At 69.9% G+C, this 14,641-nt stretch carries 19 protein-coding genes and 1 tRNA gene; 17 read left to right on the top strand and 3 right to left on the bottom strand.

Annotated features, from left to right (window positions below; all coding sequences use genetic code 11):
* Nucleotides 1-24: 24 nt before the first annotated feature.
* From recF to MF672_RS10635, 6 genes are all read left to right on the top strand, one after another.
* Nucleotides 25-1,269: a DNA replication/repair protein RecF gene (gene recF, locus MF672_RS10610; RefSeq protein ID WP_242374612.1), complete on the top strand. Its 1,245-nt coding sequence runs from the start codon at nucleotides 25-27 to the stop codon at nucleotides 1,267-1,269.
* On the top strand, nucleotides 1,259-1,768 hold the full coding sequence (locus MF672_RS10615; RefSeq protein WP_308210476.1) for a DciA family protein: 510 nt from the start codon (nucleotides 1,259-1,261) through the stop codon (nucleotides 1,766-1,768). Before recF ends, MF672_RS10615 begins: the two co-directional genes overlap by 11 nt.
* Before the next feature lie 303 nt (nucleotides 1,769-2,071).
* Nucleotides 2,072-4,015, top strand: coding sequence for a DNA topoisomerase (ATP-hydrolyzing) subunit B (gyrB, locus tag MF672_RS10620; protein WP_242374613.1), 1,944 nt, complete (start codon nucleotides 2,072-2,074; stop codon nucleotides 4,013-4,015).
* A gap of 12 nt (nucleotides 4,016-4,027) precedes the next feature.
* Nucleotides 4,028-6,526, top strand: coding sequence for a DNA gyrase subunit A (gene gyrA / locus MF672_RS10625; RefSeq protein WP_302893189.1), 2,499 nt, complete (start codon nucleotides 4,028-4,030; stop codon nucleotides 6,524-6,526).
* A 3-nt stretch (nucleotides 6,527-6,529) separates the two neighbouring features.
* On the top strand, nucleotides 6,530-7,237 hold the full coding sequence (locus MF672_RS10630; RefSeq protein ID WP_242374614.1) for a DUF3566 domain-containing protein: 708 nt from the start codon (nucleotides 6,530-6,532) through the stop codon (nucleotides 7,235-7,237).
* Nucleotides 7,238-7,384: 147 nt separating this feature from the next.
* Nucleotides 7,385-7,458, top strand: a tRNA-Ile gene (locus tag MF672_RS10635).
* Between the two features lie 34 nt (nucleotides 7,459-7,492).
* On the opposite strand, the gene MF672_RS10640 is transcribed toward MF672_RS10635, so the two are convergent.
* The 3 genes from MF672_RS10640 to MF672_RS10650 all read right to left on the bottom strand — a co-directional run bounded on the left by MF672_RS10640 (nucleotide 7,493) and on the right by MF672_RS10650 (nucleotide 10,259).
* Complete coding sequence (locus MF672_RS10640; RefSeq protein WP_242374615.1) at nucleotides 7,493-9,088, bottom strand: site-specific integrase; 1,596 nt, start codon at nucleotides 9,086-9,088, stop codon at nucleotides 7,493-7,495.
* The gene (locus MF672_RS10645; RefSeq protein ID WP_242374616.1) at nucleotides 9,088-9,528 is read right to left on the bottom strand and encodes a hypothetical protein; all 441 of its coding nucleotides are present in this window, start codon (nucleotides 9,526-9,528) and stop codon (nucleotides 9,088-9,090) included. Before MF672_RS10645 ends, MF672_RS10640 begins: the two co-directional genes overlap by 1 nt.
* A 164-nt stretch (nucleotides 9,529-9,692) precedes the next feature.
* Complete coding sequence (locus MF672_RS10650) at nucleotides 9,693-10,259, bottom strand: helix-turn-helix domain-containing protein (protein WP_242374617.1); 567 nt, start codon at nucleotides 10,257-10,259, stop codon at nucleotides 9,693-9,695.
* Between the two features lie 84 nt (nucleotides 10,260-10,343).
* On the opposite strand from MF672_RS10650, the gene MF672_RS10655 reads away from it, so the two are divergent.
* From MF672_RS10655 to MF672_RS10705, 11 genes are all read left to right on the top strand, one after another.
* On the top strand, nucleotides 10,344-10,631 hold the full coding sequence (locus MF672_RS10655) for a helix-turn-helix domain-containing protein (RefSeq protein WP_242374618.1): 288 nt from the start codon (nucleotides 10,344-10,346) through the stop codon (nucleotides 10,629-10,631).
* Nucleotides 10,628-10,999: a hypothetical protein gene (locus MF672_RS10660; protein ID WP_242374619.1), complete on the top strand. Its 372-nt coding sequence runs from the start codon at nucleotides 10,628-10,630 to the stop codon at nucleotides 10,997-10,999. Before MF672_RS10655 ends, MF672_RS10660 begins: the two co-directional genes overlap by 4 nt.
* Nucleotides 11,000-11,016: 17 nt before the next feature.
* Nucleotides 11,017-11,361 (top strand): hypothetical protein, encoded by a 345-nt coding sequence (locus MF672_RS10665; protein ID WP_242374620.1) that lies wholly within the window; start codon nucleotides 11,017-11,019, stop codon nucleotides 11,359-11,361.
* 7 nt (nucleotides 11,362-11,368) lie between these two features.
* Nucleotides 11,369-11,608: a hypothetical protein gene (locus MF672_RS10670; RefSeq protein WP_242374621.1), complete on the top strand. Its 240-nt coding sequence runs from the start codon at nucleotides 11,369-11,371 to the stop codon at nucleotides 11,606-11,608.
* Nucleotides 11,609-11,620: 12 nt separating this feature from the next.
* Nucleotides 11,621-11,809 (top strand): hypothetical protein, encoded by a 189-nt coding sequence (locus MF672_RS10675; protein ID WP_242374622.1) that lies wholly within the window; start codon nucleotides 11,621-11,623, stop codon nucleotides 11,807-11,809.
* Complete coding sequence (locus MF672_RS10680) at nucleotides 11,806-12,447, top strand: hypothetical protein (RefSeq protein WP_242374623.1); 642 nt, start codon at nucleotides 11,806-11,808, stop codon at nucleotides 12,445-12,447. The genes MF672_RS10675 and MF672_RS10680 overlap by 4 nt, the downstream gene beginning before the upstream one ends.
* Nucleotides 12,444-13,103, top strand: coding sequence for a hypothetical protein (locus MF672_RS10685; protein WP_242374624.1), 660 nt, complete (start codon nucleotides 12,444-12,446; stop codon nucleotides 13,101-13,103). Before MF672_RS10680 ends, MF672_RS10685 begins: the two co-directional genes overlap by 4 nt.
* Entirely contained in the window at nucleotides 13,100-13,420 is a 321-nt protein-coding gene (locus tag MF672_RS10690) for a hypothetical protein (protein ID WP_242374625.1), read from the top strand. Before MF672_RS10685 ends, MF672_RS10690 begins: the two co-directional genes overlap by 4 nt.
* Nucleotides 13,417-13,845, top strand: coding sequence for a hypothetical protein (locus MF672_RS10695; RefSeq protein WP_247815217.1), 429 nt, complete (start codon nucleotides 13,417-13,419; stop codon nucleotides 13,843-13,845). The genes MF672_RS10690 and MF672_RS10695 overlap by 4 nt, the downstream gene beginning before the upstream one ends.
* Entirely contained in the window at nucleotides 13,842-13,982 is a 141-nt protein-coding gene (locus MF672_RS10700) for a hypothetical protein (protein WP_247815218.1), read from the top strand. The genes MF672_RS10695 and MF672_RS10700 overlap by 4 nt, the downstream gene beginning before the upstream one ends.
* A 164-nt stretch (nucleotides 13,983-14,146) precedes the next feature.
* On the top strand, nucleotides 14,147-14,641 hold the full coding sequence (locus tag MF672_RS10705) for a hypothetical protein (protein ID WP_242380701.1): 495 nt from the start codon (nucleotides 14,147-14,149) through the stop codon (nucleotides 14,639-14,641).

Raw genomic sequence — 14,641 nt, forward strand, 5'->3', positions numbered from 1 at the left:
GCGAGGCCGACTAACCTCTTTGAGGTGCACGTCGCCCACCTCTCGCTGACCGACTTCCGGTCCTACGCGTCCGTGGAGCTCGGCCTGGAGCCGGGCGTCACGGCCCTCGTGGGGCCCAACGGCCAGGGCAAGACCAACCTGGTCGAGGCCCTCGGCTACGTCGCGACGCACTCCAGCCACCGGGTGGCGAGCGACGCGCCCCTCGTCCGCCAGGGGGCCGCGCGGGCCATCGTGCGCTGCGCCGTCCACAGGGACGACCGGCGGGCGCTGGTCGAGCTGGAGATCAACCCCGGCAAGGCCAACCGCGCGCGGCTCAACCGCTCCCCCGTCTCCCGGGCGCGCGACGTCGTGGGCCTGCTGCGCACCGTGCTGTTCGCCCCCGAGGACCTCGCGCTGTCCAAGGGCGACCCGGCCGAGCGCCGCCGCTTCCTCGACGACCTGCTGGTGGCCAGGGCGCCCAGGTTCGCCGGCGTCCGGGCCGACTACGACCGGGTGCTCAAGCAGCGCGGCGCGCTGCTGCGCACGGCCGCGCAGGCCCGCAGGGGCAGCAGGAGCGCCCGCCGGCAGGACAGCGACACCGCCTTCGCCGCGGCGGGCGCCGGCGACGTCCTGAGCACGCTGGAGGTCTGGGACGCCCACCTCGCCCGGCACGGGGCCGAGCTGCTGAAGGCGCGGCTGGAGCTGATCGAGGCGCTGCGCCCGCTGGTGGCGAGCTCGTACGCCGCGCTGGCCCCCTCCAGCGCGCCGGCCACCATGGCGTACCGCACCACGTTGTCCACAGGTGGGGATGACGACGAGGGGGGTCCGGGAGGCGAAGCCCCCGGTGAGCGGGGATCTTTTGATACACAGACGTTATCCACAGACTTGGGGAAAACCCTTGAGGAACGTCTGCGGGAGCGGCTATTGGAGGTCCGCCAGGCGGAGCTGGAGCGGGGCGTCACGCTCGTCGGCCCGCACCGCGACGACCTGATCCTCGGCCTCGGCGAGCTGCCCGCCCGCGGCTACGCCAGTCACGGGGAGTCCTGGTCGTTCGCGCTGGCGCTGCGGCTGGCCGCCTACGACCTGCTGCGGGCCGACGGCGGCGACCCGGTGCTGATCCTCGACGACGTGTTCGCCGAGCTCGACAGCCAGCGCCGGCGGCGGCTGGCCGAGATGGTCGCGCCCGCCGAGCAGGTGCTGATCACCGCGGCCGTCCCCGACGACGTGCCGAAGGAGCTCGCCGGCGCCCGCTTCGACGTGGAGGAAGGGAGCGTGACCCGTGTCCGATGAGGAGAGCCCGGCGGCCAGGACGGCCCGGGGCGCCGCCATGGCCAGGGAGAAGCTGGCCCAGGCCAAGGCCGACGCGGCCAAGCGCGGCCAGCTCCCCCGCCGCGAGCCCCGGCGCCGCGCGGCCGGGCCGCGGCGCGAGGCCGGCGACCCGCAGCTTTTCGGACGGGCGATAGCCGACCTGCTGGCCGACCGCGGCTGGGAGCGCCCGGCGGCCGTCGGCGGCGTGTTCGGCCGCTGGCCCGAGATCGTCGGCCCTGACCTGGCCGCGCACACCAAGCCGGAGTCGTTCGAGGACGGCGAGGTGCTGATCCTGGCCGACTCCACGGCCTGGGCGACGCAGGTGCGGCTGCTCGCGCGCACCCTCGTACGCAGGCTCAACGAGGAGCTCGGCGACGGCACGGTCACGAAGGTCAAGGTCAGAGGGCCGCAGAACGCGCCGCGTCCGTCAGGGGGGTTGCGGGTGACCGGAAGCCGGGGGCCCGGGGACACCTACGGTTAGGCGCCGGGGGCGATCAGAAAGCCGCAGACGCGATAAGCCCCCTTTCCGGAGGGGGGATGCTGGACCGGGGGCAAAACGAGCTAGAGGCGACCACAGGCGCGTTCATTGCCACCTTGGGGCTCCGGAAGCGGTAGAATGAAAAAGGATTCCGGACACGTCCGCTTGCGTGTCACCCCGGCAGCAAGCCGACTCCCCTGGGTGACCGCGCATCGGGGCACTCACGACGGTGACGGGCACGGCAGGGGCAGCTTCGCAACACGATCGCCTCCCCCGCCGCGTGTCCGCGGCAGGAGGATTTCGCAGTTGTCCTACGACGCTAGCTCAATCACCGTACTCGAAGGGCTTGAGGCGGTTCGCAAGCGCCCGGGTATGTATATCGGCTCCACCGGCGAGCGCGGTCTCCACCACCTGGTCTACGAGATCGTCGACAACGCGGTGGACGAGGCCCTGGCCGGCTACGCCGACCGCATCGAGATCACGCTGCTCGCCGACAACGGCGTGCGCGTGGTCGACAACGGCCGTGGCATCCCCACGGGCATCCACCCGGTGGAGAAGCGCTCGGCCGTCGAGGTCGTGCTGACCACACTGCACGCCGGCGGCAAGTTCGACAGCCAGGCCTACGCGGTCTCCGGCGGCCTGCACGGCGTCGGCTCGGCCGTCGTCAACGCCCTGTCGACCGCCATGGACGTCGAGATCAAGCAGAACGGCCACTACTGGCGCCAGCGCTACGAGCACTCCAAGCCCGTCGCGCCGCTCGCCAAGGGCGAGGGCACCGACGAGACCGGCACCACGATCACGTTCTGGCCCGACGGCGAGGTCTTCGAGACCACCACCTGGAACTACGAGACGCTCTCGCGCCGCTTCCAGGAGATGGCCTTCCTCAACAAGGGCCTGACGATCACGCTCTCCGACGAGCGGCCCGACCACGTCAACGGCGAGCCGCACACCGTCACCTACCACTACGAGGGCGGCCTCGCCGACTTCGTCCAGCACCTCAACGCCAAGAAGGAGCCGGCGCACGCGTCGATCATCTCCTTCGAGGAGGAGGGCGACGGCATCGCGGTCGAGATCGCCATGCAGTGGAACAACTCCTACTCGGAGTCGGTCTACACCTTCGCCAACACGATCAACACGGCCGAGGGCGGCACCCACGAGGAGGGCTTCCGCGCGGCGCTGACGTCCATCGTCAACCGCTACGCGCGCGAGCAGAAGTTCCTCAAGGAGGGCAAGGACGACAACCTCTCGGGCGAGGACGTCCGCGAGGGCCTGACCGCGATCATCTCGGTCAAGCTGTCCGACCCGCAGTTCGAGGGCCAGACCAAGACCAAGCTGGGCAACACCGAGGCCAAGTCGTTCGTGCAGAAGGCCTGCAACGACCACCTGCGCGACTGGTTCGAGCGCAACCCCGGCGAGGCCAAGGACATCATCAACAAGTCCCTGCAGGCCTCCCGCGCCCGCATCGCCGCCCGCCAGGCCCGCGACCTCACCCGGCGCAAGTCGCTGCTGGAGTCCGGCAGCGGGCTGCCCGGCAAGCTCGCCGACTGCCAGTGGAACGACCCCGAGAAGTGCGAGCTGTTCATCGTCGAGGGCGACTCGGCCGGCGGCTCGGCCAAGGGCGGCCGCGACTCGCGCTTCCAGGCGATCCTCCCCATCCGCGGCAAGATCCTCAACGTGGAGAAGGCGCGGATCGACAAGGTCCTGAAGAACAACGAGGTCCAGGCGCTGATCACCGCGCTCGGCACCGGCGTCCACGACGAGTTCGACATCGGCAAGCTGCGCTACCACAAGGTCATCCTGATGGCCGACGCCGACGTCGACGGCCAGCACATCAACACGCTGCTGCTGACGCTGCTGTTCCGGTTCATGCGGCCGCTGATCGAGGCGGGCCACGTCTACCTGTCCTGCCCGCCGCTGTACAAGATCAAGTGGGACCGGAAGGGCGAGGACGCCTCCTACGCCTACTCCGACTCCGAGCGCGACGCCGTCATCGCCGAGGGCATGGCCGGCGGCAAGCCCGACCCCCGGCCGCGTGACAACGTCCAGCGCTTCAAGGGCCTCGGCGAGATGAACGCGGGCCAGCTCTGGGAGACCACGATGAACCCGGCGACCCGGCTGCTGCGGCTCGTGACGCTCGACGACGCGGCGCAGGCCGACGACCTGTTCAGCGTGCTCATGGGCGAGGACGTGGAGGCGCGGCGCGACTTCATCATCCGAAACGCCCGTGACGTGCGCTTCCTCGACGTTTAAGGACTTTCACCTGTGACGGACGTGAACACCACTCCCCCGGCTGACCGCATCGAACCGGTGGACATCCAGTCCGAGATGCAGCGCAGCTACATGGACTACGCGATGTCGGTCATCGTGTCCAGGGCGCTGCCGGACGTGCGCGACGGCCTGAAGCCGGTTCACCGGCGGGTGCTCTACGCGATGTACGACGGGGGCTACCGCCCCGACCGCGGCTACTTCAAGTGCGCCCGCGTGGTCGGCGACGTGATGGGCACCTACCACCCCCACGGCGACACCTCGATCTACGACGCGCTGGTCCGCCTGGCGCAGCCGTGGTCGCTGCGCTACCCCCTGGTCGACGGGCAGGGCAACTTCGGCTCGCCGGGCAACGACCCGGCGGCGGCGATGCGCTACACCGAGTGCAAGCTCGCGCCCATCGCCATGGAGATGCTGCGCGACATCGACAAGGAGACCGTCGACTTCCGTCCCAACTACGACGGCAAGTCGCAGGAGCCCGACGTCCTCCCGGCGCGCTTCCCGCAGCTCCTGGTCAACGGCTCGGGCGGCATCGCGGTCGGCATGGCCACCAACATCCCGCCGCACAACCTGCGCGAGGTCGCCGCGGCGGTCAAGTGGGCGCTGGAGAACCCCGAGGCCACCGACGAGGAGCTGCTCGAGGCCTCCATCAGGCTGGTCAAGGGCCCCGACTTTCCCACCAAGGCGCTCATCGTCGGCCGGCGCGGCATCGAGGACGCCTACCGCACCGGCCGCGGCTCGATCACGATGCGGGCCGTGGTCGAGGTCGAGGAGGACAAGGGGCGGCAGGCGCTGGTCGTCACCGAGCTGCCGTACCAGGTCAACCCGGACAACCTGGCCCTCAAGATCGCCGAGCTGGTCCGCGAGGGCAAGCTGACCGGCATCGCCGACGTCCGCGACGAGAGCTCCTCGCGGGTCGGGCAGCGCCTGGTGATCGTCCTCAAGCGGGACGCCGTCGCCAAGGTCGTCCTCAACAACCTGTACAAGCACACCCAGCTCCAGGACACCTTCGGCGCCAACATGCTGGCCCTGGTCGACGGCGTGCCGCGCACGCTGCGCCTCGACCAGTTCATCCGGCACTACGTGGCCCACCAGATCGAGGTCATCGTCCGGCGCACCCGCTACCTGCTGCGCAAGGCCGAGGAGCGCGCCCACATCCTGCGCGGCCTGCTCAAGGCCCTGGAGCGGCTCGACGACGTGATCGCCCTCATCCGGGCCTCGGAGTCCGCGGCGCACGCCCAGCAGGGCCTCATGGGCCTGCTGGAGATCGACGAGGTCCAGGCGCAGGCCATCCTCGACATGCAGCTCCGCAAGCTCGCCGCCCTGGAGCGCCAGGCGATCCAGGACGAGTTCGACGCCCTGATGACGCAGATCGCCGAGTACAACGCGATCCTGGCCAGCGAGGCGCGCCAGCGCGAGATCATCAACGAGGAGCTGGCCGAGGTCGTCGGCCGCTACGGCGACGAGCGGAAGACCGAGATCATCGCCTACGACGGCGACATGTCGATCGAGGACCTCATCGCCGAGGACGAGATCGTCGTCACCATCACCCGCGGCGGCTACGCCAAGCGCACCAAGACCGACTCCTACCGCGCCCAGAAGCGGGGCGGCAAGGGCGTGCGCGGCGCGCAGCTCCGCCAGGACGACATCGTCGACCACTTCTTCGTCACCACCACGCACCACTGGCTGCTGTTCTTCACGAACAAGGGCCGGGTGTACCGGGTCAAGGCGTACGAACTGCCGGAAGCCGCCCGTGACGCCCGAGGCATGCATCTTGCGAACCTTTTGGCCATGCAGCCCGACGAAACAGTCATGGAGGTTCTCGACCTACGCGACTACGACGTCGCGCCCTATCTCGTCCTGGCCACCCGCAGCGGCCTGGTCAAGAAGACCCGCCTGGCGGAGTACGACTCCCCGAGGTCCGGCGGCCTGATCGCGATCAACCTGCGGGAGGACGACGAGGTCATCGGCGCCCGGCTGGTCTCCGAGACCGACGACCTGCTGCTGGTCTCCAAGGGCGCCCAGGCCATCAGGTTCACGGCCTCCGACGACGCGCTCCGTCCCATGGGGCGGGCGACCAGCGGCGTCATCGGGATGCGCTTCCTGGAAGGCGACGAACTTCTCGCCATGAATCGCATCGCCGACGGTCAAGACGTGCTTATCGCCACGAAGGCTGGGTACGCAAAGCGGACGCCAGTGGAGCAGTATCCAGTTCAGGGCCGCGGCGGTAGGGGGGTGCTGACGGCGAAGATCGTGAGTTCCCGTGGGAAGCTGGTGGGAGCAGTCATGGTCAACCCCGAGGACGAGGTCTTCGCGATCACGTCCGCAGGCGGGGTGATCCGGACGAGTGCCGGGGAGATCAAGCAGTCCGGCCGCCAGACCATGGGAGTTCGATTGATGAATCTCGCCGAAGGCGACAGCGTGGTGGCCCTCGCCCGGAACGCTGAGTCCATGGAGACTTCGGTGGACAATGAGGAAGACGGGGGAGGAGAGTAGTCCATGAGCGCCCAGGGTGGCTCCGCCAGGACCAAGGCGGCTTCGGGTAACGGACAGCAGCCGAACAAGCCCGCAGAAACCGAGATTTTCAACCCGGTCGACGACGGACAGGACACCACCTCGCCCGCGCAGGGCAAGCCTCCCGTCCCGGCCCAGGACGACCCGCAGCAGCGGTCCCAGGCGCCCGCCCAGGCGCCCGGAGCACCGTCCGACGGCAACAACGACCCCATGCGCGTCCGCCCGTCGCTGGCCACCGAGGCCCCGCCGAAGGTGGAGCTGCCGGGCGGCAAGAGCAAGAAGAACGCCGCCAACAACTCCGGCGGCGGCCGGCTGCCCCGCAAGGCCCACCTGGTCCTGCGCCGCATCGAGCCGTGGTCGGCCATGAAGTTCAGCTTCGTGGTGTCGCTGGTGTGCTTCGTGGTGCTGTTCGTGGCCGTGGCGGTGCTGTACGGCGTGCTGCAGGCCCTGGGCGTCTTCGACTCCATCGTGGACCTGGTCAACCAGCTCGGCCAGGGTGAGCAGGGCCAGAGCTCGATCCCGATCGACATCGCCTCGTGGTTCGAGCCGGTGCGGATCCTGGGCTACACCGCGCTGATCGGCGCCGTGAACGTGGTCCTGATCACCGCCCTGTCCACGTTGGGAGCGGTCATCTACAACATCTCCTCCGACCTGGTCGGGGGCGTTGAGGTGACCTTCAGCGAGGCCGAATAACGCGCGTGCGCGAGGGCCGCTCGCGCCGTCCTCCCGGGGTTGCCGGGGCCGGGACGGCGCGAGCAGCCTTCCGAAGGCGGTAAGCTTTTCCTCGTCCGAACAACCGGTTCGCCTCCGTCCTGCGGATGCGATACCGTTCGGTGCAGCGGGGCTATAGCTCAGTCGGTTAGAGCGCTTCCCTGATAAGGAAGAGGTCCCAGGTTCAAGTCCTGGTAGCCCCACCCGATTTACCAGCGATGAAGAGCCGCTTTCGAACTAGGAAGCGGCTCTTTTTCTGTCTCTGGGAGAAATCTGGGAGATGACCTTGTCGGCCGTCCCCTTTCGCCATTTCGCGAGCTGCGCGTCCAGGAGCGGGATCGCGCTGTACGGGTAGATCTTGAAGCGCTCGGCCACCGCGTTCTCCCACAGCGCCTGCAGCAGCTCGACGAGCTCGGCGCGCATGGCCGGCGTCGGGTGCCCGTACCGGCCCTGGATCGATGAGTCCTCATGACCCATCCGCTCGACCTTCAGCGCCTTCTTGATGCCGCCGTCGTCCATCCAGGTCTGATGCCCGTGACGCAGGCCGTGCGGGGTGAGGCCGGGCAGCAGCGGTAGCCACGTCACCAGGTGCGGCCGCTCGGACTCCGGCCACGTCGACCAGTCGGGGGTGCCGCGTCCGACCGGCGGCACGAACACCTCGCCGGCGACTGCTCGGGGCCACTTCCACAGCGTCGGCCGACCGGGCCAGTGCTGCTCGCCTTCGAGGACCTGGCGGCGGCCGCGCGCCGGCCGCGGCCCGTATACCGCGGCGTCGGCCAGCACCGGCAGCGCCGGCCGCGCGTACCGCCCCTTCTTCGCCGGGTAGAAGCCGTCGGCGGCCGGCCGAATGACGCTGCCGCCGAAGTTGCCGCGCTGGAAGTGCGATCCGTCCGGGCTCAGGAAGAGGTACGGGCGTGCGCTGCACCACTCGACGGCCTCGTCTCCGTCGACCCGCGGCAGCTCCCGTTCGCCGCGTGGCACGCAGTGGCAGTAGCGCGCCCGCGCGGTCTGGTCGACCAGCATCGACCACAGGAACGGCGGCACGTCGATGATCCGCACCGACCCGTCCTTCGGGTGGTTGAGGTAGAAGCCCTTCAGCTCATACAGCTTCTGGTTGATGTTGAGCAGCTGGTCGGCCGGCAGAAGCTTGTCGGGCTGCAGCGCGGACACCTCCGACCAGCGCAGCCCCGTCCAGGCCTTCGTGACCATCTGCAGGAACACGTCGTCGTGCTGGGCCAGCAGCGCGCACCGCTCGGCGACCAGGAGCGCCTGCAACGGGCTGGGCCAGACCTTCGCGCCCCGCGCGGCCGCCTCGATGCGCCGCAGCCCCTTCATGCCGGTGCCGGCGCGCCGCTCGGCCGGGTTGAAGTGCATGTAGCGCGGGATGCTCGCGTTCAGGACGTTGACGAGCAGGTTGCGCGCCGCCCCCGCGGTACTGCGCTCGTAGCCGACGCGGATCATGTCCATCTCCCAGCCGTCGAACTCCTCGCTGGGCCAGTCATCGATCTGCATGCGCCGCTCACCGAAGCGGTGCAGCAGGTGGTTCTCCAGCAGGCTGCGGTACTTGGCCATCGTGGTCGGCTGCAGCCGCAGGCCCCGGTACCAGGCCCATGCGAACTCCGCGAACGTCGGAGGAAGCTCGGCTTCCTGCGCGGCCTGGCGGATGCCGCGGCGGATGAGGACCTCCTCGTCGCGGCCCCACTCCCGTGCCTCGTCTTCGCTGGCCCAGGGCTCGCCGGTGTCCGGGTTCTCGCTGACACCGCCCGAGTATTTGCCGTTGGCGAGTTTGTACCGCACACGGATCGTGCCGTTGCGGATCTCCGTGTAGGCCACTAGCGCTCCTCCTGCCTGGCCGCTCGCCGCTCGGATTCGATCTTCCGCCATACGGCGGGGTCGGGAGGGTCGAAGTACCGGAGTTGGTCAGTGCCGATTCTTTCGATGCCTCTGCGTAATCTGGCGGTCATCAGGCGAGTCGGTACACGGATCAAGAAACCGGATTCGGTCATCTGCCAATTGATCTCGCTCGGCGAGATGTCGTACTCCTCGAAGCGGATCTCGCCCCAGGGCTCACCCGGTGTTTCACGAGGTAGCGCCGAAAGAATACTGGCCGCATCGCTGCCGACGTCGTTGAGCCGTTGGATCACCTGCGGATCCCGAAGATCGATCTCGCTGGTGCTGATCTGCCAGAAGCTCCCTTCTCCTATGTGCTCGCTCGCCGCGACGTGTCCTGTCGGGAGTAAGCGAGCCGGCTTGGGCGTGAACCGCACGTACATGATGTGCCTTTCGGATGGTGCCTTTCCCGTGCATATGGAGCTAGTTCTGCCGAGACTGCATCATCACGCCCAGTATGTAATCAGTCACAAGCCGATTGTGACTGGACCGAAACAAATATGCGCAATACTCATATTTGACTTGTACGCTTACGCTGACCTGCCGCTTACTTGTCAGCAGGCTTGTCCTGGTGGTCGGCAGCGAGTTGCTGCTGATAGAGGGTCTCGGCCATCTCCTCACCCCAGGCTCGCAGGAGCTCGCGCCGGCTCTCCTCCAGATCTGGCCGCACCTCGAACCAGACCCGGCCGCGTCTCGTCTCGATCTTCAGCACTTCGAGTTGTTCATCGTCGTGAGGGTCTCGGAGCATGCGGGCCAAGGCCTCGGCCGCGTCCGGCCGATCAACCTTCCGCAACTCGTCGGACGTCAGGCCGACTACCCGAGCCGCACGGGCGACCACGTCTGCCTGGGCGACATACGGTGCTGGCGGCTGCCCCCTTCCGACAGGCTTGTGCCCGCGCTCCATGTGTCCCCAGGTCTCGGCGCTGATGCCCGCCTTCTCTGCTGCCTGCGGAATCGTCAGGCGCTCGGGAGTCGACTTGCGAGCGCTGCGGATCAGCGCTCCCTCCCTGGTTGCTGCCGGCACTTCTCGCGCCATGAGCCGGTGCTCCCTCGCGGTCCAGTTAGAAACAGTTAAGTACAGGCACAGGTTGGCGGATATCACGCTGACCAGCAAGTTAAGACACTTACTTACGAGTAGAGACACGTCAATACATCTACTGTCTTGCCTCTAACGGTTTCTAACTGTATTTTCCTGTCCATGTCCACGATCACACCGCGGCGCCGGGCTCTGTACCAGAACCCGGCGGCCGTACGCCGACATCGGATCCTGGCTGGGCTGACACAGATGGCCTTAGCCGCGCGCGCGGAAGTCACCGACGCTCACGTTTCCAAGATCGAGAACGGCAAGAGTTCTGTGAGCCCAGAAGTCCTCGCGCGCATCGCCAACGAGCTCGGATGCAAGGTCACCGATCTCCTCGCCCCAGAGCTGCAACCGCAGCAGTCAGCCGCGTTCAGCGTCGCCGACGAGAAGGTCAGCGCCCGATGACCGCGCTGCCCGACGACGCCTCCGCCGTCCGGCTGTACAGCAGCGCGGAGGCGGCGAAGATCGTCCGGGGCGGCGACGACAGCAACGACCCGGACCGTCTCAGGATCACCAAGGCGACCTTCGACCGTCTCGGCCGCTCGGGCGCGGTCGAGTGCACCATGATCGGCCGCAAGCGCGGCTGGACCCTGGCGCAGATTGCCGCGGTGGTCGCCTACTGCGCTACCTCCGGCGGCGGGGAGGCGAAGGCCCCGGCGCCGACCCCGCGCGAGTCCCGGTCCCACGCGGTTCCTGCCCTCGACCACCGTCGCGGCTCTGTCGCGCCGCTGGCGACGAAGCGCGGCAGCCGCTATGCAGCCTCCACCTGCTGACTCTCATGGAGATCTCCATGCCCCTGCCCAAGCAGGACCCGCCGGCCCGCGTCATCGATGAGCGGATCCGCAACTACCGCATGTCCACGCCGCGCGGGTCGATGATCACCGTCGCCCTGGGCGGTCTCGACGACCCGGTCACGGTGCTGCTGCACCGCCCTCTGGAGGAGGCGCTCGGCGTCGAGCGGCTGAAGGCCGAGTTCTCCGTCGAGGAGAGCTGGGCCGTCGTGGCCTGCCTCATGGACGGGCTCGCGAGCGGCAGCGACCTCCCCGACTGGGTCAACGCGACCATCGGCCCGGTGGACGCCGACGGCCAGCCGCTGCCGCCGCTGCCTGGCGCGCCGCCGGCCGAGCCGTTCTGAGGTCGTCGTGAAGCTCCGCATCATCGGCACCCTGGCGGAGATCCGGCAGGAGATCGAGCGGCTGGACGACCACTACGGACGCGACCGTGTGACGACCTCGAAGCCCTATCCAGCCCGGCGCGAGCCGCCCGGCACCTTCCGGGTCTACGCCGAGGTCGCTCCCGGGCCGGTCACCGTACCGGACCCCACCGACAAGACGAGCGAGGTCTCCCAGGCGCAGACCCAGGAGACCTCCGGCACGACATGAATCGAGACCAACGTGACAAATCCTACCGACCCGCCGCCGCCCGTCGCCGGCGCCACGCTGGCCACGGCCGCGCCGGACTTCGACTGGACCCGCCAGCTCCGCCCGGACGTCCGCGGCCTGGTGACCACGTGGATGGAGATCGGCGAGCGCGCCATCCGCCACGTCAGCATCGTCCCTCAGACGACGGGGGCCGGACGATGATGGACGCCGACTACTTCGGCTACCGCCTGATCCCGCACGCCAAGGGCTGCAAGAGTCCCCGCTGGGAGGTCCTGGACCGCACCGAGCGCCTGGCCGGCGGCGACCGCCGGTGGTTCATCCGCATCGTGTGCCCGCAGCCCAAGGGGTGCGGCGTCTACCACGAGTGGCGGGTCGACCTGTGCACCGAGTCCGACCCGGAGTCCGGCGACCCGCACTCGGGGATCGCCGCTTACACCGGCCCGGTCGAGGACATCGGCTACGGCACCGCGCCGGTCAAGGTCGACGGGGTGTGGCTGCACGCCGGCCGCCCGCTGCTGCTCAAGCGGGGCGAGCCGCCGGAGTACTACCTGGTGACCGCCTCGCCGGAGCGGCCGCGCCGCTGGCAGGACCTGCTCGGCGTGGTGGGCCAGCTCCGCAGCCCGCGCAGCGCGAGCGGGTTCAGCCGGCGCTGGTACGCCGCCACCGGCTACCGCGAGTACGAGTACGGCGGCGGCGCCAGTCCGAGCTGCACCGACGACCAGCGGCCCAGCCGCACCGCGGCGGTGCGCTGGGTCGTCGAGCAGACCGGCGCCTTCACTGCCCGCGAGGACAAGCAGGCCGCCCGGAAGTCCGTCGTCAAGTCGGGGAGGTTCCGGTGAGCGATCAGTTGCTGGAGGACGTGCTGACGGCCGTGCGGGTCGCGCTCGACATCCCGGCCGGTGCTGGCAGCGACGCCGCCCGCACCCGCGCCAAGATCGTGGCCTCCCGGGCCCGCCGGGCGCTGCCCGTGGTCGAGGCATGCCTGACCGGGTCGCCGGACGTGGCCAAGCGGCTGGAGGAGCTGACCAGCTGGCTGGCCGAGCACCCCCCGTACGGCTACGTGACCGTCTTCGACCGGGCGGCCATGATGGCCGGCCAGGGCGAGGGCGAGTGCGCGCTGCCGGTGCAGGACCTGCCACCGAAGATCGGCGTTTACGCCCTGGCCCGCGCCTGGATGCTCAACTGGCGCACCCTGCAGTTCTGGGTCGACGCCGGCATGATCCCGTCCACCCGGGGCCACAGCAACAACCGCGTGATCAGCCGCGCCAGCGCGGTCGAGTTCGCGCGCAACGCGACCAGGATCCGGGTACTGCAGCCGGGCGCCCGGGTGCGGCACCCGCAGTGGCACGAGGCCCAGCCGGTGGAGATCGTGACCGTCACCCCCGACGGGGCGAAGATGGCCGTCGTCTACCGCACGCCCGACGGCGAGGTGCACCACCCGCCGCCGTGCAGCCCCGACCGGATCGTGCTGCGCGCGTCGAGGACGCCGCGGTGACCCGGGCCACCGGCACGCTGCCGGACTCCCTGCACTGGCAGCGGCGCGCCACCCAGACGCTGGCCGCCATTCTGCGGGTGCATGCCGACCTCGACCCCATCGCCTGGCAGATCGAGCCGCACGGCTGCCACCTGACCGGACTGATCATCGGCAGCGACGGTGTCGTGGTCGAGCGTCGCTTCGCCGAGTGGGCCACGGCCCTGCGCCTGCGGGTGGTCGAGCAGGACCCCGACCTGCTGCGCGCGATCAGCAGCCGGTGCGCCGTCGACTGCCGCATCAACCTCATCGCCCTGCCCCCACGAAAGGACCCCACGTGAAGGTGTACGACACCGTCGTCAGCCAGCTGTCCGGCCCTCGCGGCGGCCGTATCGTCGAGCGGCACGGCCGCCTGGTCCCGATGCTGGACTTCGCCGGATCGGCGATCGAGCTCGACAGCCGCGAGGAACTGGTCAAGCTGGGCACCGACATCCGCCAGCTGATCCAGGACTACGACGCCGCCGAGGCGCGGCGCCAGGCCGGGCTGCGGCCCATCCCCGCGCACGGCCTGCCCGCCCGCCCCTACACTCCGGCCGGCGCCGACGCCGCGGCGCCGGCCGGGCAGCAGCCGCGCGGCGCGCACGCCGCCCCACCCCGGCCCCCGCGCCGCGCGGCGTCCGCCTCCGCCCGCTCCGCCCGCCCCGGGGGTGCGGGCGGAGCGGGCGAGGCAGGTGGTGCCGGACCCTCCCACGTGGCGGCGTCGTGATGGCCCGGCGCCGCCGTCCCGCCGAGACCCGGCCCGGCCGCCGCCGCATGCCGGTGCGGGTGTGGCTGGCCCGGGCCCGCGCCCGGGCCCGCACGGCCTGGCACGACGGCTACCGGAGCCTGACCTCCTGGACCTAACCCGCTGATCGTCCCCGCCCCCCACTTCCCCGGGCGGGCGGGGGCACCGGTCGCGGCAATCCCTCTCTGCCGCGCACGGACCTCCTGCGCACTCCCTACGACACCACCCCCACCGGCGCGGCCCCCGCCCCGCCGGACACCCTTCTCTACACCCGGAAAAGAACATGAGTTCGACATATTCGACGACGCCGGCGCCCGCCGTGCCGCCCTCCCGCGGCCCCATCCGGGCCCGTATCCGCCCGCACCTGACCGACATCCCGGCCGGCCCGGCCGAGACGATCGAGTTCTTCTTCGACGACGACCCCGACTACCGCTCCTACCTGGTGCTGCCCCGCGACGCCGCCTACGACGTCGTCTCCCGCATGCAGGACGTCCCGCCCAGCCTCAGCCTCATGACGGCCGAGATCGTCGGCCACGTCCGGTACGTGCTCGACACGGCCTACCGCGACGAGGCCGACGAGCCGCCCGCCCTGATCGCCGACCTGATCCTGTTCATCGCCGCCGCCGACGACGAGCACCGCCGCCGCATCGGCCGCGGCTACCCCGCGCACGTCACCGCGGTAGTGATCGGCACCGCGACCGACGGCCTGGCCGAGCTGCGCCACCTGCACGAGACGCTGCGCGCGCACGGCGGCCGCCGCGTGGACGAGGCCGGCTGA

It is taken from the genome of Actinomadura luzonensis, from assembly GCF_022664455.2.
Taxonomy (GTDB): Bacteria; Actinomycetota; Actinomycetes; order Streptosporangiales; family Streptosporangiaceae; genus Nonomuraea; species Nonomuraea luzonensis.